The sequence below is a fragment of the Staphylococcus auricularis genome, from assembly GCF_001500315.1.
Taxonomy (GTDB): Bacteria; Bacillota; Bacilli; order Staphylococcales; family Staphylococcaceae; genus Staphylococcus; species Staphylococcus auricularis.
The window spans coordinates 67,991-94,581 of record NZ_LLER01000009.1; the positions used below are offsets into that span (position 1 = coordinate 67,991).

The 26,591-nt window shown below is 37.5% G+C and carries 21 protein-coding genes, 1 riboswitch and 1 other annotated feature; of the genes, 20 read left to right on the forward strand and 1 reads right to left on the reverse strand.

Annotated elements, in window-relative coordinates; all coding sequences use genetic code 11:
* Nucleotides 1-40: 40 nt before the first annotated feature.
* The 4 genes from accD (at nucleotide 41) to pyk (ending at nucleotide 4,988) form a co-directional block, all read left to right on the forward strand.
* Nucleotides 41-907: an acetyl-CoA carboxylase, carboxyltransferase subunit beta gene (gene accD / locus APS80_RS04910; RefSeq protein WP_059107161.1), complete on the forward strand. Its 867-nt coding sequence runs from the start codon at nucleotides 41-43 to the stop codon at nucleotides 905-907.
* On the forward strand, nucleotides 900-1,850 hold the full coding sequence (locus tag APS80_RS04915; protein ID WP_059107162.1) for an acetyl-CoA carboxylase carboxyltransferase subunit alpha: 951 nt from the start codon (nucleotides 900-902) through the stop codon (nucleotides 1,848-1,850). The genes accD and APS80_RS04915 overlap by 8 nt, the downstream gene beginning before the upstream one ends.
* A gap of 388 nt (nucleotides 1,851-2,238) precedes the next feature.
* Nucleotides 2,239-3,207 (forward strand): 6-phosphofructokinase, encoded by a 969-nt coding sequence (gene pfkA, locus APS80_RS04920; RefSeq protein ID WP_059107163.1) that lies wholly within the window; start codon nucleotides 2,239-2,241, stop codon nucleotides 3,205-3,207.
* A 20-nt stretch (nucleotides 3,208-3,227) separates the two neighbouring features.
* A complete protein-coding gene (gene pyk, locus APS80_RS04925; protein WP_059107164.1) occupies nucleotides 3,228-4,988 on the forward strand; it encodes a pyruvate kinase in 1,761 nt (586 codons plus the stop codon).
* A 72-nt stretch (nucleotides 4,989-5,060) separates the two neighbouring features.
* Here pyk and APS80_RS04930 read toward each other — a convergent pair whose 3' ends face one another.
* Complete coding sequence (locus APS80_RS04930; protein ID WP_059107165.1) at nucleotides 5,061-6,425, reverse strand: amino acid permease; 1,365 nt, start codon at nucleotides 6,423-6,425, stop codon at nucleotides 5,061-5,063.
* 504 nt (nucleotides 6,426-6,929) lie between these two features.
* Between APS80_RS04930 and APS80_RS04935 the strand changes: the two genes are divergently transcribed.
* The 16 genes from APS80_RS04935 to rplT all read left to right on the forward strand — a co-directional run bounded on the left by APS80_RS04935 (nucleotide 6,930) and on the right by rplT (nucleotide 26,530).
* A complete protein-coding gene (locus APS80_RS04935) occupies nucleotides 6,930-8,048 on the forward strand; it encodes a citrate synthase (protein WP_059107166.1) in 1,119 nt (372 codons plus the stop codon).
* 50 nt (nucleotides 8,049-8,098) lie between these two features.
* Nucleotides 8,099-9,370 carry an NADP-dependent isocitrate dehydrogenase gene (gene icd / locus APS80_RS04940; protein ID WP_059107167.1) on the forward strand — a complete coding sequence of 424 codons (1,272 nt, stop codon included), beginning with the start codon at nucleotides 8,099-8,101 and terminating at the stop codon, nucleotides 9,368-9,370.
* Nucleotides 9,371-9,639: 269 nt separating this feature from the next.
* Complete coding sequence (locus APS80_RS04945; protein ID WP_059107168.1) at nucleotides 9,640-10,350, forward strand: response regulator transcription factor; 711 nt, start codon at nucleotides 9,640-9,642, stop codon at nucleotides 10,348-10,350.
* Complete coding sequence (gene pnpS, locus APS80_RS04950) at nucleotides 10,350-12,038, forward strand: two-component system histidine kinase PnpS (protein ID WP_059107169.1); 1,689 nt, start codon at nucleotides 10,350-10,352, stop codon at nucleotides 12,036-12,038. The genes APS80_RS04945 and pnpS overlap by 1 nt, the downstream gene beginning before the upstream one ends.
* Nucleotides 12,039-12,196: 158 nt before the next feature.
* The gene (gene polA / locus APS80_RS04955) at nucleotides 12,197-14,827 is read left to right on the forward strand and encodes a DNA polymerase I (protein WP_059107170.1); all 2,631 of its coding nucleotides are present in this window, start codon (nucleotides 12,197-12,199) and stop codon (nucleotides 14,825-14,827) included.
* A gap of 15 nt (nucleotides 14,828-14,842) precedes the next feature.
* A complete protein-coding gene (gene mutM / locus APS80_RS04960) occupies nucleotides 14,843-15,715 on the forward strand; it encodes a bifunctional DNA-formamidopyrimidine glycosylase/DNA-(apurinic or apyrimidinic site) lyase (RefSeq protein ID WP_059107171.1) in 873 nt (290 codons plus the stop codon).
* Nucleotides 15,716-15,730: 15 nt separating this feature from the next.
* Nucleotides 15,731-16,366 (forward strand): dephospho-CoA kinase, encoded by a 636-nt coding sequence (coaE, locus tag APS80_RS04965; RefSeq protein ID WP_059107172.1) that lies wholly within the window; start codon nucleotides 15,731-15,733, stop codon nucleotides 16,364-16,366.
* Nucleotides 16,367-16,532: 166 nt separating this feature from the next.
* Nucleotides 16,533-17,558 carry a glyceraldehyde-3-phosphate dehydrogenase gene (locus APS80_RS04970; protein ID WP_059107173.1) on the forward strand — a complete coding sequence of 342 codons (1,026 nt, stop codon included), beginning with the start codon at nucleotides 16,533-16,535 and terminating at the stop codon, nucleotides 17,556-17,558.
* A gap of 522 nt (nucleotides 17,559-18,080) precedes the next feature.
* The gene (gene nrdR / locus APS80_RS04975; protein WP_059107174.1) at nucleotides 18,081-18,551 is read left to right on the forward strand and encodes a transcriptional regulator NrdR; all 471 of its coding nucleotides are present in this window, start codon (nucleotides 18,081-18,083) and stop codon (nucleotides 18,549-18,551) included.
* The gene (dnaB, locus tag APS80_RS04980; protein WP_059107175.1) at nucleotides 18,552-19,961 is read left to right on the forward strand and encodes a replicative helicase loading/DNA remodeling protein DnaB; all 1,410 of its coding nucleotides are present in this window, start codon (nucleotides 18,552-18,554) and stop codon (nucleotides 19,959-19,961) included. It begins immediately after the preceding gene.
* A 6-nt stretch (nucleotides 19,962-19,967) separates the two neighbouring features.
* The gene (dnaI, locus tag APS80_RS04985) at nucleotides 19,968-20,891 is read left to right on the forward strand and encodes a primosomal protein DnaI (protein ID WP_059107176.1); all 924 of its coding nucleotides are present in this window, start codon (nucleotides 19,968-19,970) and stop codon (nucleotides 20,889-20,891) included.
* Nucleotides 20,892-21,244: 353 nt separating this feature from the next.
* Nucleotides 21,245-23,185 carry a threonine--tRNA ligase gene (gene thrS / locus APS80_RS04990; protein ID WP_059107177.1) on the forward strand — a complete coding sequence of 647 codons (1,941 nt, stop codon included), beginning with the start codon at nucleotides 21,245-21,247 and terminating at the stop codon, nucleotides 23,183-23,185.
* Nucleotides 23,186-23,251: 66 nt separating this feature from the next.
* Nucleotides 23,252-23,424, forward strand: a riboswitch (Lysine riboswitch).
* A 192-nt stretch (nucleotides 23,425-23,616) separates the two neighbouring features.
* Complete coding sequence (locus APS80_RS04995) at nucleotides 23,617-25,122, forward strand: amino acid permease (RefSeq protein ID WP_059107178.1); 1,506 nt, start codon at nucleotides 23,617-23,619, stop codon at nucleotides 25,120-25,122.
* Between the two features lie 61 nt (nucleotides 25,123-25,183).
* Nucleotides 25,184-25,313: a sequence feature (ribosomal protein L20 leader region), on the forward strand.
* Nucleotides 25,314-25,335: 22 nt separating this feature from the next.
* Nucleotides 25,336-25,863 carry a translation initiation factor IF-3 gene (gene infC, locus APS80_RS05000; RefSeq protein WP_083498176.1) on the forward strand — a complete coding sequence of 176 codons (528 nt, stop codon included), beginning with the start codon at nucleotides 25,336-25,338 and terminating at the stop codon, nucleotides 25,861-25,863.
* 26 nt (nucleotides 25,864-25,889) lie between these two features.
* Nucleotides 25,890-26,090: a 50S ribosomal protein L35 gene (rpmI, locus tag APS80_RS05005; RefSeq protein ID WP_059107180.1), complete on the forward strand. Its 201-nt coding sequence runs from the start codon at nucleotides 25,890-25,892 to the stop codon at nucleotides 26,088-26,090.
* An 83-nt stretch (nucleotides 26,091-26,173) separates the two neighbouring features.
* Entirely contained in the window at nucleotides 26,174-26,530 is a 357-nt protein-coding gene (gene rplT, locus APS80_RS05010; RefSeq protein ID WP_059107181.1) for a 50S ribosomal protein L20, read from the forward strand.
* Nucleotides 26,531-26,591: the final 61 nt, after the last annotated feature.

Below are 26,591 nucleotides of genomic sequence, written 5' to 3' on the forward strand. Positions count from 1 at the left end.
TAAATGAACTTTAACTCAACGGATATGTGGAGGTTGACTTATGTTTAAAGATTTTTTTAACAGAAGTAGTAAAAAGAAAAAATATGTAACTGTTTCTGATTCAAAACAAAATGAAGTGCCTGCGGGTATCATGACGAAATGTCCTAAATGTAAAAAAATAATGTATACGAAAGAACTCGCTGAAAATTTAAATGTGTGCTTCAACTGTGATCACCACATTGCATTGTCAGCGTATAAACGTATCGAAGCCATTTCTGATGAAGGTACGTTTAAGGAGTTTGACAAAGGGATGACCTCTGCAAATCCATTAGATTTTCCTGGTTACGAAGAAAAAATTCATAAAGACCAGTCTAAAACAGAATTGAATGAAGCAGTTGTGACAGGCACTGCTGAACTTGAAGGTGTACCATTTGGTGTAGCTGTGATGGATGCACGCTTTAGAATGGGTAGTATGGGTTCTGTTGTCGGTGAGAAAATTTGTCGCATCATTGAACATTGTACGGAACAACGCTTACCATTTATTTTATTCTCAGCCAGTGGTGGCGCAAGAATGCAAGAAGGGATTATTTCATTAATGCAAATGGCTAAAACCAGCGTGTCACTTAAAAAACATGCGGAAGCTGGTTTGTTATATATATCTTATTTAACTAATCCTACAACTGGAGGCGTTTCAGCAAGTTTCGCTTCTGTGGGTGATATCAATATCAGTGAACCGAAAGCGTTAATTGGCTTTGCGGGTCGCCGTGTCATTGAACAAACAATTAATGAAAAATTACCTGATGATTTCCAAACAGCAGAGTTTTTACTTGAACACGGTCAGTTAGATAAAGTGGTTCATCGTAAAGAGATGAAAAATACCTTAGCTAATATTTTAAAAATGCACCAAGAGGTGAAAGACAATGCTTGAGTTTGAAAAGCCATTATTTGAAATCCGTCATAAAATCGATGCACTGAAAGAATCTCAACAAAAGAATGATGTTGATTTACAAGATGAAATCGACATGTTAGAAGCATCTTTAGATCGAGAAACAGAAAAAGTTTATACGAATTTAAAACCATGGGATCGCGTCCAACTTGCACGACTCCAAGAACGTCCTACAACGTTAGATTATATTCCGTATATCTTTGATTCATTTATTGAATTACACGGAGATCGCAATTACCGTGACGATCCTGCGATGATCGGAGGCATCGGTTATCTAAATGGTCAACCTGTCACAGTTGTCGGTCAACAACGTGGTAAAGATACGAAAGATAATATTTATCGTAACTTTGGTATGGCGCATCCTGAAGGATATCGTAAGGCACTTAGATTGATGAAACAAGCTGAGAAATTCAATCGTCCCATCTTCACATTTATAGATACCAAAGGTGCATATCCAGGTAAAGCTGCTGAAGAACGTGGTCAAAGTGAATCAATCGCGACGAACTTAGTTGAAATGGCAGACTTATCTGTACCTGTCATTTCTATCGTCATCGGTGAAGGCGGTAGCGGTGGTGCATTAGGTTTAGGTATTGCAAACCGCATCATCATGCTAGAAAATAGTACTTATTCCGTTATTTCTCCAGAAGGTGCTGCAGCCTTGCTTTGGAAAGATAGTAATCTAGCTAAAATCGCTGCAGAAACAATGAAAATTACAGCAGACGATCTCTATCAAATGGGTATCGTGGATCATGTCATAAATGAACCTCTTGGCGGTGCGCATCACGATATTGAAACACAAGCTGAACGAATTAAATCACAATTTGAAACACAATTAAGTGAGTTAACAGACATGAGTGGAGAAGCATTGGTAGAAGACCGTTATGAAAAATTCCGTCATATCGGGGAATATAACGAACCAAAATAAAATCATGAAATAGCGTACGTGTTGTATTGATGTTGAAAATGCATGAATACAACACGTTTTTTATGTGAAAAAGCACTGTGATGAGTAAAGATTTTTTATTTTGAAGGCATTTATGAGGCTTGAGTCGATTAAGTGTAAAAATAAAGGGAATAAGTAAAAAAATACTTTAGTTATTTCAGTGTTCGAAGGTGTAATCGGTGCACTTTACTGCTGTTGAAAACGCTTAATCATAGGTTTCAAATGTGATTTTTATAACAAGCCATAGCGTGACACGACGCTTTTTATCAGTGAAACGTTTTCATTGATTTCAAGCCCAATTTTAATAGCAAAGGGCAACAAAGTGTGGTATTTTTAGAGTAAGAAAAACAAGGCAGAAAGGTATGACGTCATGAAAAAAATTGCGGTTTTAACAAGTGGTGGAGACGCACCCGGAATGAATGCAGCTGTTCGTGCAGTTGTACGTAAAGCGATTTATAACAACGTCGAAGTATATGGTATCTTTCAGGGTTATCAAGGTTTAGTCAATGATGAAATTGAAAAGCTTGAACTCGGTTCAGTAGGGGATACAATTCAACGCGGAGGAACTTTTCTTTATTCTGCACGATGCCCAGAATTTAAAGAGGCATCTGTTCGTCAAAAAGGAATAGAGAATTTGAAAAAACGAGGGATTGAAGGTTTAGTTGTTATCGGTGGTGATGGGAGCTACCGTGGTGCACAACGCATCAGTGAGGAATGTAAAGAAATTCAAACGATTGGTGTGCCCGGCACGATCGATAATGATATCAATGGCACGGATTTCACGATTGGGTTTGATACAGCGCTCAATACCATTATTGAGTCAGTCGATAAAATCCGTGACACAGCTTCAAGTCATGCCCGTACTTTTATTATAGAAGTCATGGGTCGTGATTGCGGTGATTTAGCACTGTGGGCAGGTATGTCTGTCGGCGCTGAAACGATCATCGTTCCAGAAATGAGTGTCGATATTCGCGAAATTGCAGAGCGTATTGAAAGCGGCATTAAACGCGGTAAAAAACACTCTATTATCATCGTTGCAGAAGGCTGTATGTCAGGACAAGCATGTGCAGACGAACTATTAAAATACATCAATGTAGATGCACGTGTATCTGTACTCGGTCACATACAACGTGGTGGCAGCCCGACAGGTAATGACCGAGTGCTTGCGTCACGCTTAGGCGGTTTCGCTGTTGACTTATTGTTGAATGGTGAAACAGCTCAAGGTGTTGGCATCAAAGATAACCAACTCGTCAGCACACCATTTGATGATATTTTCACTGCGAACGATCACAAATTTAATCACAAGATGTATGAACTAACTAAAGAATTATCTATATAAATATTGGGAGGCTTTTTAGAATGAGAAAAACAAAAATTGTTTGTACGATTGGACCAGCTTCTGAATCAGAAGAAATGTTAGAAAAACTAATGAAAGCTGGTATGAATGTCGCTCGTTTAAACTTTTCACACGGTGACCACGATGAGCATAAAACACGTATCGATCGTATCCGCAAAATTTCAAAAAAATTGGGCCAAACAGTGGCTATCTTACTCGATACAAAAGGACCTGAAATCCGCACACACAATATGCAAAATGGTGCGATTGAATTAGAAAAAGGCTCTGAAGTGACAGTGAGCATGACAGAGGTTGAAGGTACGAAAGATAAATTCTCAGTGACTTATGACCATCTCATTAACGACGTTGATAAAGGTTCCTATATTTTACTAGATGACGGTTTAATCGAACTACAAGTTAAAGACATTGATCACGATAAAGGCGAAGTCCTCTGTGACGTGTTAAATACTGGCGAATTGAAAAACAAAAAAGGCGTAAACTTACCTGGCGTTAAAGTGAGCTTACCAGGTATTACAGATAAAGATGCGGATGATATTCGTTTTGGTATCCGAGAAGGTATCGACTTCATCGCCGCAAGTTTCGTACGTCGCCCAAGTGACGTATTAGATATTCGCAAATTGTTAGAAGAAGAAAACAATACAAACATCAGCATTATTCCTAAAATTGAAAACCAAGAAGGTATCGATAACATCAAAGAAATTTTAGAAGTATCTGATGGATTAATGGTTGCTCGTGGTGATATGGGTGTCGAAATCCCGCCTGAATCCGTACCAATGGTTCAAAAAGATTTAATCAGACAATGTAATAAATTAGGTAAACCAGTCATTACGGCTACACAAATGTTAGATTCAATGCAACGCAATCCACGTGCCACAAGAGCAGAAGCAAGTGACGTGGCCAATGCGATTTATGACGGTACCGATGCAGTAATGTTATCTGGTGAAACAGCAGCAGGTCAATATCCAATTGAAGCGGTCAAAACAATGCGTAACATTGCGGTATCAGCTGAAGCAGCGCAAGATTATAAAAAATTACTATCAGATCGCACAAAACTTGTAGAAACTTCACTCGTTAATGCGATCGGCGTATCTGTGGCACACACAGCACTAAACTTAAATGTAGAAGCAATCGTAGCTGCAACAGAAAGTGGCTCAACCGCACGTACGATTTCTAAATACCGTCCAAAATCTGACATCATCGCAGTGACACCTAGCGTAGAAACTGCACGTCAATGTGCTTTAGTATGGGGCATTCATCCAGTCATTAAAGAAGGACGTAAAACAACAGATGAATTATTAAATAACGCAGTTGCGACTGCAGTTGAAACAGAACGAGTTAAAAATGGTGACCTCATCATCATAACTGCAGGCGTTCCAACAGGTGAACAAGGTACAACAAACATGATGAAACTTCACTTAGTTGGTGATGAAATCGCAGCTGGTCAAGGTGTAGGACGTACTTCAGTTGTGGGTCATACAGTCATTGCTAATGATGCAAGTGACTTAGAAGGTAAAGACTTATCAGATTCTATCATCGTTACAAATTCAGTCGATGAAACACTTGTCCCTTACATTGAAAAAGCAGTGGGCTTAGTTACTGAAGAAAACGGCTTGACTTCACCAAGTGCAATCATCGGATTAGAAAAAGGTATTCCAACCATTGTAGGTGTCGACAATGCTACTTCTACTTTTGATGAAGGTATCCTTGTGACTGTTGATGCCAACCAAGGTAAAGTCTTCGAAGGTTACGCAAACGTACTTTGATTCATTCTTAAAAATTAATACAACGCTACACATATAAAAAGGCTAGGACTTTTGAAGTCCTAGCCTCTTCTTTTAGTTATCCATTTGTTGTTTAACTTTTCTATATCTCCAATACATAAGCGCTAATATGATAAACCATATCGGTGTAAGGAAGATTGCTATTCGTGTTGTCTCGTTGATAAACAGTAATATAAATACAGTTAGGAAGAAACCTAACACAACATATGCCATTCCTTTACCACCAGGTAGTTTATAAATTGCTCGTTGATGCTCATCTGGGTGCTGACTCGCATAACGGATATATGCAATTGTGATTAAAGCCCATACAAATAAGAACAGGACGGTAGAAATCGTTGTGATATATGAGAATACGAGTGTTGCATTCGGTATGATGTAATTGAGTAATGCAGCGATAAGTAACATCATAGAAGAAACGATAATCGCAATGTTCGGCACACCATGTTTATTTTTAGATTTAAAAATAGGTGGCGCTTGATCTTCATTCGCTAATCCGAATAACATTCGGCTATTTGAGAAAATACCACTATTGCATGAAGATGCCGCTGCTGTAAGTACAACGAAATTAATGACACCAGCTGCAAATGGGATACCGATCAGTGAGAAAAGTCTTACAAATGGACTTTCTTCGGGATCTAATTTTTCCCAAGGAATGATAGACATAATCACGAACAGTGAACCGACATAAAAGATAAGTACACGTAAAGGCACACTGTTGATTGCTTTAGGGATCGTTTTTCTTGGATCCTGTGTTTCTCCAGCTGTGACACCGATGAGTTCAACTCCTACAAATGAAAATGTAGCCATTTGGAAGGACATTAAGAAACCACTGAGACCTTTAGGGAAAACACCGTGATCATAAAGATTGCTCACTGACGCTTTACCGAAAGTAGTTTCATACGCCATCAGTATCATGACAATTCCGACTACAATCAGTGCGATGATTGTGACGATTTTAATGATAGAGAACCAAAATTCTAATTCACCGAACATTTTTGCACTCAATAAGTTCAATGACATCAACACTAAGACACAAAATAACGCGCTGATCCAGTTCGGTATATCTGGGAACCAGAAACTGACGTATTTGGCTACAGCTGTCACTTCGGCCATGCCGGTAATAACCCAACAGAACCAGTATGTCCAGCCAGTCACGAATCCAGCGAACGGACCTATGTATGCGTTTGTGACGTCGGCAAATGATTTAAAACCCGTATTTTCAACCATGATTTCACCGAGTCCACGCATGAACATAAAAAGCATAAACCCGATAATAATATAGGTTAATAGTATAGAGGGACCTGTTAAAGCAATGGTTTGCCCAGCCCCTAAAAAGAGTCCTGTTCCAATCGCTCCTCCAATTGCAATTAATTGGACGTGTCTGCTACTGAGCTCTCTTTGTAATTGTTGTTTTGCCATATATCAAGACTCCTTTTTCTATATACAACATTATGCTATTGAAAAAAGGATATGACAAGAACGAATATTCGTATCGTGTAAAATTTATACTTGTGCTAGCATTATGAATCGTTATCACATTTAATAAATAATTAAAAATTTCAGATAATTGAAGTGAATCCGATTTCAAAGTAAGATAAGATTATACAAAATATGATCAAAGGGGAAAGTATAAGGGATGGACATTTCATTTTGTATACGTTTTTAAATCAGTTGTGCTGAGTAATAAATGAATAAAAATAGGATTGCTTGAATGCAGATTTATCTTTAATTCATTGTTTGCTACAGTCATGCTGACAATCATCAAAAGGGGTCGAACTATTATCTGATTTCACCTCATGGTATGATTAAGAATAAGACAGAGATGAAACAACTGCGTTATTACATATAAATAGCGATACAAACATATAAGTGGAACGTAGTAATGTATCTGTTTCATTACGAAAGAGTAAAGGGGAAATTGATATGGCAGAACTTAAAAAAGGGTTAGAAGGTGTCATTGCAGCTGAAACAAAAGTGAGTTCTATCATCGATAGTCAATTAACATATGCGGGTTATGCTATAGATGATCTAGCGGAAAATGCTGAATTTGAAGAGATTATCTACTTATTATGGCACTATCGCTTACCTAACAAAGAAGAACTTCACGAATTAAAAGAAAAACTATTTAATTATATGACGTTAAATCCTCGTGTATACAGTCATTTTGAAGAATATGCGACAGATAATGTGCATCCGATGACGGCCTTAAGAACATCCGTTTCGTACATTGCACATTTCGATCCAAATGCTGAGGATGAAGAAGACAAAGAAAAGTTAGAACGCGCAATTCGTATTCAAGCGAAAATTGCTTCATTAGTCACAGCATTTGCAAGAGTAAGAGAAGGTAAAGAACCTGTGAAACCAAGTAAAGATTTAAATTATGCGGGTAACTTCTTATACATGTTAAAAGGAGAATTACCTGATGATATTGAAGTAGAAGCATTTAATAAAGCGCTCGTATTACATGCTGACCATGAATTAAACGCCTCTGCGTTCACTGCGCGTTGTGCGGTTTCCTCTTTATCAGATATGTATTCTGGTATCGTTGCAGCGGTAGGTTCATTAAAAGGACCGTTACACGGTGGCGCGAATGAACGCGTGATGAATATGTTATCAGAAGTTAAATCCATCGATGAAGTGGAAGCATATATTGATAATAAGATTGAAAATAAAGAAAAGATTATGGGATTTGGGCACCGGGTGTATAAAGACGGAGATCCTAGAGCGAAATACTTAAAAGAAATGAGCCGTAAAATCACAGAAGAAACTGGACAAAAACAACTGTTTGATATCTCAGTTAAAATCGCTGAGCAAATGAAAGAGAAAAAAGGACTCATAGCGAATGTGGACTTCTACAGTGCGACGGTATATCACAGCTTGAATATTCCACATGATCTCTTCACACCAATTTTTGCTGTAAGTCGTACAGCCGGTTGGATTGCACATATTTTTGAACAATATAGAGACAACCGCATCATGCGACCACGTGCGAAATATATCGGTGAGAAAGACCGCAAGTATGTGCCTATAGAAGAACGCTAAATCAATAAACAATAGATCACAATCAATAATCGAGTTGGAGGTTATACAATATGGCAGGTAGCAAGATTCAACGAGCAAATGAAGGATTATTAAACGTACCAAACGATCCCATTATTCCATTTATAATCGGAGATGGTATTGGACCAGATATTTGGAAAGCAGCACGCCGTGTCATCGATGCAGCTGTAGAAAAAGCATACAATGGTGAAAAACAAATTGTGTGGAAAGAAATTTTAGCAGGACAGAAAGCTTATGATACAACAAATGAGTGGCTGCCTAATGAAACGTTAGAAGCGATTAAAGAATATTTGATCGCAATTAAAGGCCCGTTAACAACACCGATTGGTGGCGGCATTCGCTCATTAAATGTGGCACTACGTCAAGAGTTAGATTTATTCACATGTTTAAGACCTGTTCGCTGGTTTAAAGGTGTACCGTCACCCGTTAAACATCCAGAAAAAACGGATATGGTTATCTTCCGTGAAAATACTGAAGATATTTATGCAGGTATCGAATATAAAGAAGGTACTGATGAAGTTAAAAAAGTGATTGAATTCTTAGAGCAAGAAATGGGTGCGAAAAACATTCGCTTCCCTGAAACAGCTGGTATTGGCATTAAACCTGTTTCAAAAGAGGGAACAGAACGTATAGTGCGTGCAGCCATACATTATGCGATAGATAATAATCGTAAATCTGTGACCCTCGTCCATAAAGGTAATATTATGAAATTTACAGAAGGTGCTTTCAAACAGTGGGGTTACGACGTAGCTCAAAACGAATTTGGGGATCACGTCTTTACATGGCAACAATATGATGAACTGGTTGAAAAAGAAGGTAAAGACGAAGCGAATAAAGCACAAGAAGCAGCTGTAAATGAAGGTAAAATCATTATCAAGGATTCGATTGCTGACATCTTTTTACAACAGATTTTAACACGTCCAGAAGATCATGATGTTGTCGCTACGATGAACTTAAACGGGGATTATATTTCTGATGCATTAGCAGCACAAGTCGGCGGTATCGGTATTGCACCAGGTGCAAACATCAATTATGAAACAGGTCATGCGATCTTTGAAGCAACACATGGTACAGCACCGAAATACGCTGGTTTAAATAAAGTGAATCCTTCATCTGAATTGTTAAGCGCAGTATTAATGTTGGAACATATTGGCTGGCAAGAAGCTGCGGACCTCATTACAGAAGCGGTAGAAAAAACAATCACATCTAAAGTCGTAACATATGATTTTGCTCGTATGTTAGAAGGGGCCACAGAAGTTTCTACTTCTGAGTTTGCGGATGAACTCATTAAAAATTTAGCTTAATACAAATGAACGCGTACATTAAAATTTAATACCATTAATTTAAGGAGAGCTTATGGCAAATGAAAGATAAAACATGTGAAAGGTTTTAACACGTTTGGCGAAGCTCTTCTTTTCATTTATCTATTGAGGTTTTATTAAAGTAGGATGTGGTAGGTATTTTAAAAACATTGCGATACTGTAAAAATTATGTAAATCTAATTTAAGTTATGTTATTTTTATTTGAAATTACGTTATAATTAACATTGTAAACATAAAGATGGAGGTACATTATGTCACAAAGAGTTCTAGTTGTTGATGATGAACAATCAATCGTAACGTTACTTAAATATAATTTAGAACAAGCAGGCTATGTTGTTGATGTAGCATATGATGGGGTCGCTGCTTTAAACAAAGTTAATACCGTTCATCCCGATTTAATTGTGTTAGACGTTATGTTACCTGAAAAAGATGGTATCGAAGTATGTAAAAGCATTCGCTCTGATAGAAATTTAGTACCAATTTTAATGTTAACCGCTAAAGATGATGAATTCGATCGTGTATTAGGCTTAGAACTAGGGGCAGACGATTATATGACAAAACCATTTTCTCCAAGAGAAGTGGTTGCACGTGTTAAAGCTATACTCAGACGTTCATCTATGGTGAGTGAACCAGAACAAGAAGAAACGGATGACAACGATATTATTATTGGATCTATTCGCATCAGACCAGAATATTTTGAAGTATATCGCGATGGAGAACTCTTAGAATTAACTCCAAAAGAATTTGAATTGTTGCTCTATCTCATTGAGCGACAAGGTCGTGTCATTACACGTGAACATATGTTAAATTCTGTATGGAATTATGAATTTGCTGGTGACTCTCGTATCGTAGATGTGCATATCAGTCACTTAAGAGATAAATTAGAAGAAAATCCTAAACAACCGAAATTAATCAAAACAGTCCGTGGTTTAGGCTATAAATTGGAGCGTCCTAAGGCTTAATGCTCAAATTTCATCAACGACTCTTAATACTTTTATGTACAATTACCATTGGGAGTTTCATAGGGTTAGGTTTAATTATATCGCACGTGGTCTTTGAGACGATGACCTCAAATCAAGAAACAGACTTAGATCACGAAGCCGAACATTTTATCAATTTATATCACGACGATAAAGAACAATTGATTCAGTCCAATGCTAAATCTGAACATTTAACCGTCATTATTAAAGAAGATGACAATACCATTTATAGCGTGAACAATGGTGTGGATGTGAATCACAGCATTTATAATGAAGCGAATCCTTCCAATCTTGCTTATGATAAATACCAAGGGGACCGTCGATTTACATACAAACATGAATATGATGGCAAAGATATCATATTAAGTGGTATCAATAATGGGATTATTGATTTACAAGTTCAAATATGGAAATACATTTCACTTATTTGCTTGTTCGTGTTGATTATTATTTTCTTCGTCGTCCGCAGTATTAATCGGACCTACATCAGACCCATCAATGAAGTAACCTATGCAACGAATCTACTAGCGGATGGGTATTACCATGTCCGTGTTCCAGAAAGTAACGTTAAAGAAACCAAAGATTTATTTGTGACAACCAATGAATTAGCTCGTAAATTACAACGTTTAAACCATAAGCAAAAATTACAATCTAATCGTTTGAAAACAACACTCAGAAACATTCCAAGTTCAGTACTTATGATTGATCGATACGGCAAAATTGTCGTCGCAAACCAGTCTTATTACGATGTTTTTACTCCGGAAAAAGAAGTCATTGAACGCAGTTACACTGATATTTTGGATATGGAACTTCAAACGATTGTTACACAAGCCTTTCAAACAGAAAAACCAATTTATGAACAAATTGAACTTCGATTCAATGAAGTCCATGATAAATACTTTGATACATCTTGTGTGCCGATTTTATCTAAATCTAAGAAAAATCTTTACGGTATGGTGCTCGTGCTGCATGACATTACAAACTTGAAAAAACTTGAAAATCTCAGAAGAGAATTTGTTGCTAATGTCTCTCACGAATTAAAAACACCAATTACTTCTATTAAAGGTTTTGCGGAAACACTGTTAGACGGTGCAAAAGAAGATACCAAATCACTCGATATGTTCTTAAACATCATTTTAAAAGAATCCAATCGTATCGAAACACTCGTGTTGGATCTACTCGATTTATCACATATTGAACAGCAAACCGAATTGGAAACAGAACCTGTAGATTTATCTAGTATTGCAGAATCACAAATTCAGCATTTATCAACGAAAGCAGAACAAAAAGACATAGAACTCATCAACGAAATAGAACCTCATATCATCATCGACGGCGATCAAGGTAAAGTAACCCAAGTCGTCGTGAACTTACTTGCCAATGCGATTAACTATTCACCTAAAGGTAAAGAAGTTATTGTCCGTGTCTTCAATGATCAGAAAAAACATATCCTTGAAGTACAAGACTTCGGTATTGGTATCAGTCCTGAAGATCAAAAACATATCTTTGAACGGTTTTATCGTGTAGATAAAGCAAGAAGTAGAGATTCTGGTGGTACAGGTCTGGGTCTATCAATTACGAAACATGTGGTTGAAGCCCATCATGGCCGTATCAATGTGGATAGTGAACTCGGAGAAGGTTCAACATTTAGAGTGACTTTCTTCGACTAATCATACAGACCCTGCACACTTACCATAAATAAAGTGTGTAGGGTTTTTATTTTAAACTCACTCGAGAACAAGGCTGGAATACACGCTACAGCGAATGAGTTCGGCTCGATTCGAAGATGTGATAAAATAGGATACAAATAGCACTGGAGGTTGAGACATTGAGTAAATTAGTATTAATAGATGGTAATAGTTTAAGTTTCCGTGCTTTTTATGCATTACCATTACTTCAAAATAAAGCAGGTATCCATACAAATGCGATTTATGGTTTTGCAATGCTATTAGAAAAAATCATGAAAGAAGAGCAACCGGATCATTTCTTAGTCGCATTTGATGCGGGAAAAACAACTTTCAGACATGAAACTTACAGTGATTATAAAGGTGGCCGTCAAAAAACACCACCAGAATTAAGTGAACAGTTACCGTATGTTAGACAATTATTAGATGCTTATCATATCAAACATTATGAATTAGACAATTATGAAGCAGATGATATTATTGGTACATTGAGTAAACAAGCGAATGAAGCGGATATGGAAACCATCATTGTGACAGGGGACCGAGATTTAACTCAACTCGCAACAGACAAAGTAACGATTTATTACACTAAAAAAGGGGTTACCGATGTAGATCACTATACCCCTGAATTTATTGCGGAAAAATATCAAGGGCTTGAACCAAAACAAATCATCGATATGAAAGGTTTGATGGGTGATAGTTCAGATAACATTCCTGGCGTTGCCGGAGTGGGTGAAAAAACTGCGATTAAACTGTTGAAACAGTATGATACAGTAGAAGGCGTTTATGAACATATTGATGATGTATCTGGTAAAAAATTAAAAGAAAAATTAGAGCAAGCAAAAGACGATGCATTTATGAGTAAACAGCTTGCGACGATTAATTGTGATAGCCCAATCGAAGTATCGGTCACAGATGCGAAATTACCAGAGGAAACTGATGATTCCGATAAAATTGCGTTATTCCAAAAACTAGAATTCAAGCAATTGCTCGCAGATTTAGATGTAGAAAATGATGACAGTGAAGTAGAAGAAAAAGAAATTGAAGTCTCAACAGATATCGAAGACGTTGATTTTTCAACATTATCTGAAGCGGCCATTCATTTTGAAAATGAAGATAGTAATTACTTAAAAGCTGATATATTAAAATTTGGAATCTACGATGGGGCACATTACGTCGTTATCGATGCCAAACAAGTTCCATCACATTCAGCACTAGTGAACTGGTTAGCAGATGAAACTACGGAAAAAGTCGTTTATGATGCGAAGAAAACTTATGCACTTGCTGCACGTCTTGATATTGAAATCAATGGGATTACGTTTGACGCCATGCTTGCGAGCTACTTGATTGATCCTTCGCATACTATTGAAGATGTGCATTCTGTCATGACGGAATATCAACAAAACTATGTCCGTTCAGATGTACAAATTTATGGTAAAGGGAAGAAACGTCAAATACCTGAAGATGACACATTGAACTATCATGTGGCGACGATATTAGAAAGTGTAGATCAATCTCAACCTCGTATGTTAGAAATCTTAGAATCTCATAATCAACGTGCTTTACTCACTGATCTTGAATTACCGCTGGCACGTATTTTAAGTAAGATGGAAGTGCGCGGCATTTATACAGATGTCACGGATTTACAAGATATGGAAACTGAAATCCAACAAAAATTAGACCGCCTCATCGCACAAATTCATGAAGCGGCGGGTGAAACATTTAATATCAATTCACCTAAACAACTGGGTGTGGCATTATTTGAAAAACTGAAATTACCAGTTATTAAAAAAACGAAAACAGGTTATTCCACAGCGGTAGATGTACTAGAAAAATTGCAAGGTGAACATCCGATTATTGATGATATTTTAGAATATCGCACATTATCTAAACTACAATCAACTTATGTCGAAGGCCTACAAAAGGATATTGGAGAAGACGAACGTATCCATACACGTTTTAACCAAACGTTAGCACAAACTGGCCGTTTGTCATCAGTCGATCCAAACCTTCAAAATATCCCGATGCGTTTAGAAGAAGGACGTAAAATTCGTCGCGCGTTCAAACCGACACATGATGATAGCGTGATTCTTTCTGCGGATTACTCTCAAATTGAACTTCGTGTACTAGCGCATATTACACAGGATGAAAGTATGAAACGTGCCTTCAACGCAGATCAAGATATTCACACAGCGACTGCCGTAAAAGTGTTTGGCGTAGAAAGTGACGACGTAGATAGTCTCATGCGACGCCAAGCGAAAGCGGTCAACTTCGGTATTGTGTATGGCATTAGTGATTATGGTTTGAGCCAAAACCTTGGCATTACACGTAAAGAAGCAAAACGCTTTATTGATGACTATTTAAATAGCTTTCCAAAAGTGAAAGAATATATGGATAACATCGTTAAAGAAGCGAAAGCACAAGGCTATGTAGAGACACTGTTACATCGTCGTAGATATATTCCAGATATCACGAGTCGTAATTTCAACCTACGTAGTTTCGCGGAACGTATTGCGATGAATACGCCAATACAAGGTAGTGCGGCTGATATTATTAAACTCGCGATGGTCAATTATGACCGTGAAGTGCAAAACACAGATTTCCATGCAGAATTATTACTTCAAGTGCATGACGAATTGATATTTGAAGTACCTAAAGATGAAGTTGACGCCTTTAGTGAATTCATCACGGACGTTATGGACCATGCACTAGATCTCGATGTACCGTTAGAAGTAGAATCTAGTTACGGTGATACATGGTACGATGCCAAATAGAAAGAAGGTGTAAGTATGCCTGAACTTCCTGAAGTTGAACATGTTAAACGAGGCATACAACCATTTATTGAAGGAGAGACGATCGAACGGGTCGTGTTCTCTGATAAAGTTGCAGAAGGAAAAGCTGCAGGTCGTGAAACTATTATTAAAGGCATAACACTCGATGGTTTTAAACAATACTCAGAGGGTTATATCATTGAACGGGTAGCAAGATTGAGTAAATACATTACCTTCAATATTCGTAAAGCTGATGAAGAACGGATACTTGTGAGCCATCTCGGTATGGCAGGTGGCTTCTTTATCGTGTCACAACTCGAAGACATCAGCGTGCCGAATTATCGCAAACATTGGCACGTGATTTTCGAATTAAGTAATGGTATGAAGCTCGTTTACTCTGATATTAGACGCTTTGGAGAAATACGAAATATATCAGATTACGATGCATATCCATCATTGTTAGAGATCGCACCAGATCCGTTTGATGATGCGGCTTATCCGCATTATCTCGAAAGCTTCAATCAGAAATTTTACCAAAACAAACCTGTGAAACAGTTTATACTCGATCATCGTGTCGTTGCTGGATGTGGTAATATTTACGCTTGCGAAGCATTGTTTGAAAGTGGAATTGACCCATCACGACTTGTTAAAGATCTTACGCAAGAGGAAAGGGACCGCTTATTTCAACATGTTCGAAATGTGTTGGAAAAGGGTATAAAATACGGAGGTACCAGCATTTCTGATTATAGACATGCAGATGGTGCAGCTGGTACGATGCAGTTACATTTAAATGTTTATAAGCAAAAGGTATGTCACAATTGTGGTTCATCGATTGAAACTAAAATTGTTGCAGGACGTAATAGTCATTATTGTCCGGCATGCCAACGTTAAAGAAAGAGGGAAATTATGCCAAAAGTCATTGGATTAACTGGCGGTATCGCATCAGGTAAATCAACGGTTTCAGAATTATTAACCGCTTATGGATTTAAAATCGTCGATGCGGATATTGCTTCTCGAAAAGCAGTAGCTAAAGGAACGAAAGGATTAGAACAAGTGCGTGAAGCATTTGGAGATGAAGCGATTCAACCCGATGGTGAAATGGATAGACAATATGTTGGAGATATTGTCTTTAATCAACCAGAAAAACGCATTGAACTCAATAACATTGTTCATCCGATTGTCCGCCAGATCATGGATGAAGAGAAAAATGAATATCTGGAACAAGGACACAATGTCATCATGGATATTCCGCTTCTATTTGAAAACGAACTTCAAGATACAGTAGACGAAGTATGGCTCGTGTATACGTCTGAAAGTATTCAAATAGATCGATTGATGGAACGAAATGATATGTCTGTAGAAGATGCGAAAGCACGTGTCTACAGCCAAATCTCAATCGATAAGAAAAGCCGTATGGCAGACCATGTGATTGACAATCTGGATTCAAAACTACAATTAAAACAAAATCTAGAGAAACTATTGATTGATCAAGGCTTTATTGAAGCTTACGATCCAGAGAGTGATGACGATACAAATTCGTAAAATAAATGAATAAAAATAGATATTAGTCTTTGGGAGTTAATGTTACTTATGGCAATAACTTTCAAAGACTTTTTTAAAATAATTTTTCGTAATCGCTTTCATATTTCGTCGTTTATGTTATACTCAAATTATAAAAGTATAACACAAATGATGAGGGGTGCTTTAAATGGCAACAAATATTGCAATTAACGGAATGGGACGTATTGGACGAATGGTGTTGAGAATCGCATTGAAAAAAGAAGACCTAAACATCGTCGCAATTAATGCGAGTTATCCACCTGAAACCATTGCTCATTTAGTTAATTACGATACGACGCATGGTAGATACGATAAAAAAGTAGAAGCAACTGAAACTGGAATCAAAGTAGATGGACATGAAATTAAATTGGTTTCTGACCGTAATCCAGAGAATTTACCATGGGAAACGCTCGATATAGACCTTGTGATTGATGCAACAGGGGTATTTAATCACGGAGATAAAGCACAAGCGCATATTGAAGCTGGTGCAAAAAAAGTATTACTCACTGGACCATCTAAAGGTGGACATGTACAAATGGTTGTCAAAGGTGTCAACAATGATCAGTTAGATTTAGATACATACGATATCTTTAGTAATGCATCATGTACAACGAACTGTATTGGTCCTGTAGCGAAAGTGTTAAATGATACATTTGGCATTGAAAATGGTCTAATGACAACAGTTCATGCGATTACAAATGACCAAAAAAACATTGATAATCCGCATAAAGATTTACGTCGTGCACGTTCATGTAATGAAAGCATTATTCCTACTTCTACAGGGGCAGCAAAAGCATTGAAAGAAGTGATGCCAGAATTAGAAGGTAAACTTCATGGTTTAGCTTTACGTGTACCTACGAAAAATGTATCTCTCGTCGATCTCGTTGTCGATTTAAAACAAGATGTTACAGTAGAAGAAGTGAACCAAGCATTTAGAGATCATGACTTACAAGGCGTGATTGATACCGTCGATGAACCGCTTGTTTCAGTAGACTTCAATACTGACCCTCATTCAGCCATTGTGGATACATTAAGTACAATGCAAATGGGCAGCCGTAAAGTGAAAGTCATCGCTTGGTATGATAACGAATGGGGTTATTCAAACCGAGTGGTAGAAATTGCACAACAAATCGGTGAGCAATTAGCAGCGAAACAAACCACAACAGCACAATAAACATTGAACATCATAAAATGTACAATTAAATCATGATATAAAGTAATTAGGCTGGGAAGCTATTTCCCAGTCTTTTGTTTTATCGAAGAAAGTCACGAGAGGCGTTCAATATAATAAGGTAATATTTAAATGGACTAAAGCAAGCGTCTTATTCTAATTGACTATGCTTTAAGAGATGTAAGGTTTTATAGTATAATAGACCATAATTCAGAATGACAGTCCATTTGATGTTCAAATGTTACAGAACATTAATCATGCCTCATATTAGGTTGAAATGCCCATTTTATCATGTCTATGAAAGCAATCTCATAGCGACTAAATCAACACAGTTATTAGGTAAATATAGAGTATGAAATATGGAGGAAAGGAGCAAAATACACAAGTCACAAAGTACAAGACAATGCAGTAGATTGGAACGTTGTCTTATTGAATGTAGGTAAAGTAGAATGCTTGTTATCAGAAGTCGGGAACCGTTAAAGCTTAATTCCTACAGAAGTTGTCGTTTGTGTATAAGTGATAGATATGAAATGTCCGAAATGTAATGCTACAAATTCTCGTGTTGTTGATTCAAGACATGCAGACGAAGTGAATGCGATTAGACGAAGAAGAGAATGTGAATCATGTGGGACAAGATTTACCACATTCGAACATATTGAAAAACGCCCGCTTATTGTGGTGAAAAAAGATGGTACGAGAGAGCAATTTTTACGTGAAAAAATATTAAATGGTTTAGTGCGTTCATGTGAAAAACGGCCTGTACGCTATGAACAATTAGAAGAAATTACGAACAGTGTCGAATGGGGATTAAGAGATGGGGGTCAAGCAGAGGTTTCTTCCAGAGAAATCGGAGAACTCGTCATGAATCTACTGATGGAAGTCGATCAAGTTTCTTATGTCCGATTTGCCTCAGTATACAAAGAATTTAAAGATATTGATCAACTGCTGAGTTCAATGCAAGGCATGCTGTCACAAGAAAATCGGAGTGATTCATAAATGGGTTTACAGTCATATGACTACGGTTTAAGACCACATGACCATTTCAAAGTGTTGCGCAACTTTATTTTTACGCAACAACATTTAGATATTTTAAATCGTCTGTTCACACCCTTGATAGGTGCACAGGCTACAGGTTTATACATTTACTTAGACCAGTTTAAAGATACACCGCAAGAAACGGTCATGACACATTATGTCATCATGAATGAGCTGAAAACAAACTTATCAGAGTTTCGCCAAGCTATGGATTTATTAGAAGGGATTGGACTTGTTAAGACATTCGTAAAACACGATGAAAACCAATCTTCATTTGTGTATCAATTGGTTCAACCTCCAACAGCGAATCAATACTTCAATGATCCGATGTTATCAGTTTATTTATATAGTGAAGTAAGCAAACAGCGATACTTACAATTGAAGGCACATTTTGAAGATACAGAGGCCGTTGATTTATCACAATATCAAGAAACGACTCGTAAATATACGGATGTATTTACTATACCACGGGATAAAGATGTACCTGATTCACAACTTGTAAGACGAGATGAAACATATGATGGGGTCAATCTCAGCCACGTACAATTCGATTTTGAACAGTTATATGATTTATTGCAATCGCACTTTATTAGTTCGAATATCGTAACTAAAGAAGCTAAAAATTTAATCATTCAACTTGCGACGCTATATGGTTTAACACCAGAGGACATGAAGCGGATTATCTTGAAATCAATTACGAGTGCGCAAGAATTATCCTTTGAAGATCTAAGAAAGCATGCACGATCTTACTACTTGATGGAACATGAACAGCACCTTCCTCGCTTACAAGCTAAGCATGATCAACAGCCAGTACAGGGCATTGATGCGAAAGCGGAAGAAACAAATGGGCAAGATGACGAAAACATGTCTATGCAACAGTATATGAAACTGCTAGATGAAACGAGTCCGATTGATATGCTCGTGTCATGGTCTGATTCAGAACCAACCGTGAGTCAAAAAGCGCTCGTGGAAGAATTGGTAGAACAACAGAAACTATCATTTGGTGTGACAAACGTACTGTTACAATATGTCATGCTTAAAAATGATTATCGCTTACCTAAAGATTACATTAGAGAAATTGCTTCAAACTGGAAAAAATTAGAATTTAAAACAGCTTCAGAAGCGTATGAACATATCATGAAGCAAAAAGAAAATAGTCAAAAACGAAAAGCGAACAAAACGTCTTATACACAAAGACCGAAGAAAATTGTTTCGCGTGAGATGACACCAAAATGGTTGCAAGAGCGCCATCAATCTGACAATAATAAAGGGCAACAAGGTACACAAATGTCGGAAGAAGAAACAGCACAATTTGAAAAAGAAAAAGCTGCGTTAGCTAAAAGACTACGACAACGACGGAAGGAGGACTGAGTTTAAATGCAACAATTCAACGATATCATGGGGCCTTCCCGTGACTTACAAAAACGCATTGAGAAGATTAAAAGAGATGTTGTCAATGATCCAGATGTGAAACAATTTCTCGAAGATCATCGTGCGGAACTCACCAATGCGATGATTGATGAAGATTTAAATGTACTACAGGAATATAAAGATCAGCAAAAACATTATGATGGTCACGCATTTAAAGATTGTCCGAATTTCGTAAAAGGCCATGTACCTGAGCTTTATATTGATCAAAACCATATTAAAATCCGTTACCTTCCGTGTCCATGTAAAATCAAGCACGATGAAGAAAAACAACAAGCAAGTATGATTACGTCTCATTTTATGCAAAAAGATACACTTAATGCGCGACTCGAAGACATTTATATGAGCGATCGGAATCGCGTGGATATCATAGGTGCTGCAGAACAGTTTTGCCAGGCAATGAACTCCGAAAATCCACCGACAAAAGGATTTTATTTATACGGTCCGTTTGGCACGGGTAAATCATTTATCCTTGGTGCGATTGCAAATGAACTCAAATACGATAACATCCATTCAACACTTGTGTATCTGCCAGAATTGATTCGCACGTTAAAAAGTAGCTTTAAAGATGGCACATTTGAAAGCAAATTACAAGGCGTACGTGAAGCCAACATTCTCATGCTTGATGATATTGGGGCTGAAGAAACGACACCATGGGTCAGAGACGAGGTGCTCGGACCGTTGTTACACTATCGCATGATTCATGAACTCCCAACTTTCTTCAGTTCAAACATGGATTTAACTGAACTAGAACATCATCTATCAGTAACAAGGGAAGGTGCAGAGCTTACCAAGGCAGCACGTATATTAGAACGCATTAAAGTTTTAGCCAAACCATATTATCTTGAAGGAAAAAATCATCGAGAAGATTGAATTTTAAGCGACAAGGTGTATAATATAATTAAATCTTAATCAAAGTGAACGTATGTGAGGACATAATTCAAGCATGTCGTAATATCCAGAGAGCTAACGTCTGCTGCAAGTTTAGCTATTACGCACTTGAGTTACTCCCTCATGATATAGTATTTGTAATGAATACTCGGCTCAAGACCGTTATCTTAGGAAGAGTAAAGCATATAGACATGCTCCCGTGCATGCGTATGCTTAAAATTAGGGTGGTACCGCGAAGACCTCGCCCCTGTAATAGGAGTGAGGTCTTTTTTTATTTGCGCTAATGAGGGGTACGATGACTTTGATAAGTTATGCTAAATAGGAGGAAATCAGTGATGGATCAAATTAATATTCAGTTTCCAGATGGTAATACAAAGGCCTTTGATCAAGGCACAACAACTGAAGATATCGCACAATCAATCAGTCCTGGATTACGTAAAAAAGCAGTTGCAGGTAAATTTAATGGCAAAATGGTAGATTTAACACGTCCACTTGAAGAAGATGGTTCAATTGAAATCGTCACACCAGGTAGCGATGAAGCACTTGAAGTATTGCGTCATTCTACTGCGCATCTCATGGCACAAGCGTTAAAACGCCTTTACGGAGATGTAAAATTTGGTGTAGGTCCTGTCATTGATGGCGGATTTTACTACGATTTCGATGTAGAACAAAATATTTCTTCAGATGATTTCGACCAAATCGAAAAAACAATGAAAAAAATTGTAGATGAAAATCATAAAATCGAACGAAAAGTCGTATCACGTGAAGAAGCAAAAGCATTTTTCAAAGACGATCCTTATAAATTAGAATTGATTGATGCCATTCCAGAAGATGAAAATGTCACACTCTACACTCAAGGTGAGTTTACTGACTTATGCCGTGGTGTGCACGTACCATCAACATCTAAAATTAAAGAATTTAAATTATTATCTACAGCAGGTGCTTACTGGCGCGGTGACAGCGACAATAAAATGTTACAACGGATTTATGGTACTGCATTCTTCGACAAAAAAGATCTTAAAGCACACCTCAATATGCTAGAAGAACGTAAAGAACGTGATCACCGTAAAATCGGTAAAGAACTCGAATTGTTTACAACAAATCCATTAGTAGGTGCTGGTTTACCACTATGGTTACCAAATGGTGCAACAATTCGTCGTGAAATTGAACGTTACATTGTCGATAAAGAAGTAAGTATGGGTTATGACCATGTTTATACACCTGTTATGGCAAATGTTGATTTATATAAAACATCTGGACACTGGGATCACTATCAAGAAGATATGTTCCCTCCAATGTGTTTAGATGAAAATGAAAACATGGTACTTAGACCAATGAACTGTCCACACCATATGATGGTGTATGCGAACAAACCCCATTCTTACCGTGAACTACCAATACGTATCGCTGAATTAGGTACAATGCACCGTTATGAAGCAAGTGGTGCTGTGTCAGGTCTTCAACGTGTGAGAGGGATGACATTAAACGACGCCCACATTTTCGTAAGACCTGATCAAATTAAAGAAGAATTTAAACGCGTCGTGAACTTAATTTTAGATGTTTACGAAGACTTTGGTTTTGAAAACTACAGTTTCCGTTTAAGCTATCGTGATCCTGAAGATAAAGATAAATATTATGATGACGATGACATGTGGAATAAAGCAGAAGCAATGTTAAAAGAAGCGGTTGACGAACTTGGTTTAGATTATGAAGAAGCAATCGGTGAAGCGGCATTCTACGGTCCTAAACTCGACGTACAAGTTCAAACAGCAATGGGTAAAGAAGAAACGTTATCAACAGCACAACTTGACTTCTTATTACCACAAAAATTCGATCTAACTTATATCGGACAAGACGGTGAACATCATCGCCCAGTGGTTATCCATCGTGGTGTTGTATCTACAATGGAACGTTTCGTAGCATTCTTAACAGAAGAAACAAAAGGGGCTTTCCCAACATGGTTAGCGCCAAAACAAGTTGAGATTATTCCGGTTAACGTCGACCTTCATTATGACTACGCACGTACGATTCTCGATGAATTAAAATCTCACGGTGTCCGTGTAGAAATCGATGATCGTAATGAAAAAATGGGTTATAAAATCAGAGAAGCACAAATGCAAAAAATCCCTTATCAACTTGTCGTAGGTGATAAAGAGGTTGAAAACCAAGAAGTCAACGTTAGAAAATACGGTTCTAAAGATCAAGAAACAGTGGAAAAAGATGAGTTTATCTGGAATTTAATCGATGAAATTCGCTTAAAAAAACAAAGATCATAAAGTGATGCTTGAAACATCATGATGATTCATGTATATTTACATTTAAGCATTTAAAAATTATTGAAAATAAGAGTTAGAGGTCGCGTCTTTAATGAGTAACACCTTAGCTGTCTAATGGGACAGATGCTAACGTGGTGAAAGGTAAAGATGCCGAAATGAACATTAGCCATTACTAATGTTTGTTGGGGCAGTATTCGAAAGAAACTGAACTGTCACATATGTGATGTGCTACCGAATATAAATCATTCCAAATGGTTGCATATCAAAAAGGTATGCAACCATTTTTGATTTTGCTTAAACACTGTTTGTCAAAGCTTATATTGTTTATAAAACCACTCATATCTTTTGAGCTATGTGAAGTTAAGACAAGCAACTGTAGTGATAAACATATTAGTCGTTCCCCTCTATGTAGGAAAGGATAGGAAACTTCTATGGGAAATCAAAATAATGCTAACAACGATGTACAACGTGGTCTGAAAGATCGACACATATCGATGATCGCCATTGGGGGCTGTATCGGTACGGGTCTCTTTATGACCTCTGGTGGAGCGATACATGATGCCGGTGCCTTAGGTGCATTACTTGGTTATGCAATCATCGGCGCCATGGTGTTCTTCTTAATGACATCACTCGGTGAAATGGCAACATATTTACCAGTGTCAGGATCATTTAGTACGTATGCAACACGTTTCGTCGATCCGTCACTTGGATTCGCACTCGGTTGGAATTATTGGTTTAACTGGGTTATTACAGTAGCTGCTGACGTGACAATCGCTGCACAAATTATTCAGTATTGGTCACCGACGCAAGCGATTCCGGCTTGGATTTGGAGTCTCATTTTCTTAGTCATTATCTTTGCATTGAACGCTTTATCTGTTCGTGTATATGGTGAAAGTGAGTTCTGGTTTGCGCTGATTAAAGTGGTCACTGTGATTGTCTTCATTGTGATTGGTTTATTAACCATTCTCGGTATTATGGGTGGAGGATATGTCGGCTTTGATACCTTCACTAAAGGAGACGGTCCAATACTTGGTGATGGCTTAGGTGGCAGCTTACTCTCTATCCTTGGTGTGTTCTTAATCGCTGGATTCTCCTTCCAAGGGACAGAGTTAATTGGTATTACAGCTGGTGAATCAGAAAATCCTGAACGTGCTGTACCGAAAGCGATTAAACAAGTGTTCTGGAGAATTTTATTATTCTACGTGTTAGCGATCTTCGTCATCGGTATGTTAATACCTTATGATAGTCCGGCACTTATGGGCGGTGAAGAAGATGTAGCGACATCTCCATTCACATTAGTCTTTGAACATGCAGGTATTGCATTTGCTGCTTCTATCATGAATGCTGTCATCTTAACTTCAGTGTTATCAGCAGGTAACTCAGGGATGTATGCATCAACGCGTATGTTGTACTCAATGAGTAAAGATAAACTTGCGTTCTCAGCCTTTGGTAAAACGAACAAAAGTGGGGTGCCTTACATCTCACTCATCGTAACTGGAGCAATTGTCGTAGGGATCTTCTTCTTACAACATATTAGCGGTGACGCTTATGAATACATCGTCGCAGCAAGTGGTATGACCGGCTTTATCGCATGGGTTGGTATTGCGATCAGCCACTTCCGATTCAGACGCGCATTTAGTAAACAAAACTACGATAAATCTAAATTGAAATACAAAGCAAAATGGTTCCCATTCGGACCGATATTTGCGGGTATCCTATGTGTGCTAGTCATCATCGGACAAGATGTTGACTTCATCCAATCCGGTGATTTTAATCTCAATCGCTTTATTATCACTTATATGGGTATACCGATCTTCTTAATTTTCTTCTTCTATCATAAAATACGTTATAAAACTAAAATGATTCCGTTAGAAGAAGTTGATTTAAGACAAGACTTCAAAATGGATGATGTGAAACATCATGAGAATCAAAAATAATATTGAAAAGTATTGACTTATCGCATGTAAGTTGGTATGATTGTTCTTGTTGAATACGAAACGAACCAAGTAGAAGCACCCGCTTCTCACCTGTAGCGACGCCATAGAGCAGTTGGCAGGTTACTACGACATGGAACAATCATGTATGAAAGGGAGCGGGTAGCGTATGCTATCCGCTCTTTTGCTTGGGATAATTTCGTAAAAATCTTGGAGGTGTCAACCATAGCAAAAGATCAAACTCAAGTTAATGAGAAAATTCGAGCAAAAGAGATTCGTTTAATCGGACAAGATGGCGAACAAATTGGTGTTAAATCTAAACGTGAAGCGCTAGAAATGGCAGAACGCGTTGAGCTTGACGTTGTAGTCGTTGCTCCGAATGCAAAACCACCTGTTGCAAGAATTATGGATTATGGTAAATACAAATTCGAACAACAGAAAAAAGAAAAAGAAATGAAAAAGAAACAAAAAACAATTAACGTTAAAGAAATTCGCTTAAGTCCAACAATTGAAGACCACGATTTCAATACTAAATTGAAAAATGGTCGTAAATTCTTGTCTAAAGGCGATAAATGTAAAGTTTCTATTCGTTTCAGAGGACGTGCAATCACTCATAAAGAAATCGGTCAACGCGTATTAGAACGCTTTGCTGAAGAAACTAAAGATATTGCAACCGTTGAGCAAAAACCTAAAATGGACGGGCGCCAAATGTTCATCATGCTTGCGCCACAAAACGAAAAATAAACAATTAATCGTAGGAGGAAATTATCATGCCTAAAATGAAAACACACCGTGGAGCTGCTAAACGTGTTAAAAGAACTGGTTCAGGTCAATTAAAACGTTCAAGAGCTTTCACATCTCACTTATTTGCAAATAAAAATACAAAACAAAAACGTAAATTACGTAAAGCTAAATTAGTTAGCAAATCAGATATGAAACGCGTTAAATCATTATTAGCTTATAAAAAATAAGTGAAGGTATTCGATTAAATATAACGATAGTCTATTTCGTAAAGACATAATATAAGGAACACATATACAAGGAGGAATTCTTTATGCCACGAGTTAAAGGTGGAACAGTAACAAAAGCGCGTCGTAAAAAAACGATCAAATTAGCCAAAGGTTATTTTGGTGCAAAACGCACTTTATATAAAGTAGCAAAACAACAAGTTATGAAATCAGGTCAATACGCATTCCGTGACCGTCGTCAAAGAAAACGTGATTTCCGTAAATTATGGATCACACGTATCAATGCAGCTGCACGTCAACACGACATCAGCTACTCTCGTTTAATGAACGGCTTAAAACAAGCTGGTATCGATATCAACCGTAAAATGCTTTCAGAAATCGCTATTTCAGACGATAAAGCATTCGGTGAATTAGTATCAAAAGCGAAAGAAGCTTTAAAATAATATAAATTCAAACGCTTGGGTTTAGCCCAAGCGTTTTTTATTATCCCAATTTCTTATTTCA

Bases quoted from the DNA above. Each gene is read 5' to 3' on its own strand.
- accD (WP_059107161.1), top strand. From the start codon at position 41: ATGTTTAAAGATTTTTTTAACAGAAGTAGTAAAAAGAAAAAATATGTA.
- APS80_RS04915 (WP_059107162.1), top strand. From the start codon at position 900: ATGCTTGAGTTTGAAAAGCCATTATTTGAAATCCGTCATAAAATCGAT.
- pfkA (WP_059107163.1), top strand. From the start codon at position 2,239: ATGAAAAAAATTGCGGTTTTAACAAGTGGTGGAGACGCACCCGGAATG.
- pyk (WP_059107164.1), top strand. From the start codon at position 3,228: ATGAGAAAAACAAAAATTGTTTGTACGATTGGACCAGCTTCTGAATCA.
- APS80_RS04930 (WP_059107165.1), bottom strand. From the start codon at position 6,425: ATGGCAAAACAACAATTACAAAGAGAGCTCAGTAGCAGACACGTCCAA.
- APS80_RS04935 (WP_059107166.1), top strand. From the start codon at position 6,930: ATGGCAGAACTTAAAAAAGGGTTAGAAGGTGTCATTGCAGCTGAAACA.
- icd (WP_059107167.1), top strand. From the start codon at position 8,099: ATGGCAGGTAGCAAGATTCAACGAGCAAATGAAGGATTATTAAACGTA.
- APS80_RS04945 (WP_059107168.1), top strand. From the start codon at position 9,640: ATGTCACAAAGAGTTCTAGTTGTTGATGATGAACAATCAATCGTAACG.
- pnpS (WP_059107169.1), top strand. From the start codon at position 10,350: ATGCTCAAATTTCATCAACGACTCTTAATACTTTTATGTACAATTACC.
- mutM (WP_059107171.1), top strand. From the start codon at position 14,843: ATGCCTGAACTTCCTGAAGTTGAACATGTTAAACGAGGCATACAACCA.
- coaE (WP_059107172.1), top strand. From the start codon at position 15,731: ATGCCAAAAGTCATTGGATTAACTGGCGGTATCGCATCAGGTAAATCA.
- APS80_RS04970 (WP_059107173.1), top strand. From the start codon at position 16,533: ATGGCAACAAATATTGCAATTAACGGAATGGGACGTATTGGACGAATG.
- nrdR (WP_059107174.1), top strand. From the start codon at position 18,081: ATGAAATGTCCGAAATGTAATGCTACAAATTCTCGTGTTGTTGATTCA.
- dnaB (WP_059107175.1), top strand. From the start codon at position 18,552: ATGGGTTTACAGTCATATGACTACGGTTTAAGACCACATGACCATTTC.
- dnaI (WP_059107176.1), top strand. From the start codon at position 19,968: ATGCAACAATTCAACGATATCATGGGGCCTTCCCGTGACTTACAAAAA.
- thrS (WP_059107177.1), top strand. From the start codon at position 21,245: ATGGATCAAATTAATATTCAGTTTCCAGATGGTAATACAAAGGCCTTT.
- APS80_RS04995 (WP_059107178.1), top strand. From the start codon at position 23,617: ATGGGAAATCAAAATAATGCTAACAACGATGTACAACGTGGTCTGAAA.
- rpmI (WP_059107180.1), top strand. From the start codon at position 25,890: ATGCCTAAAATGAAAACACACCGTGGAGCTGCTAAACGTGTTAAAAGA.
- rplT (WP_059107181.1), top strand. From the start codon at position 26,174: ATGCCACGAGTTAAAGGTGGAACAGTAACAAAAGCGCGTCGTAAAAAA.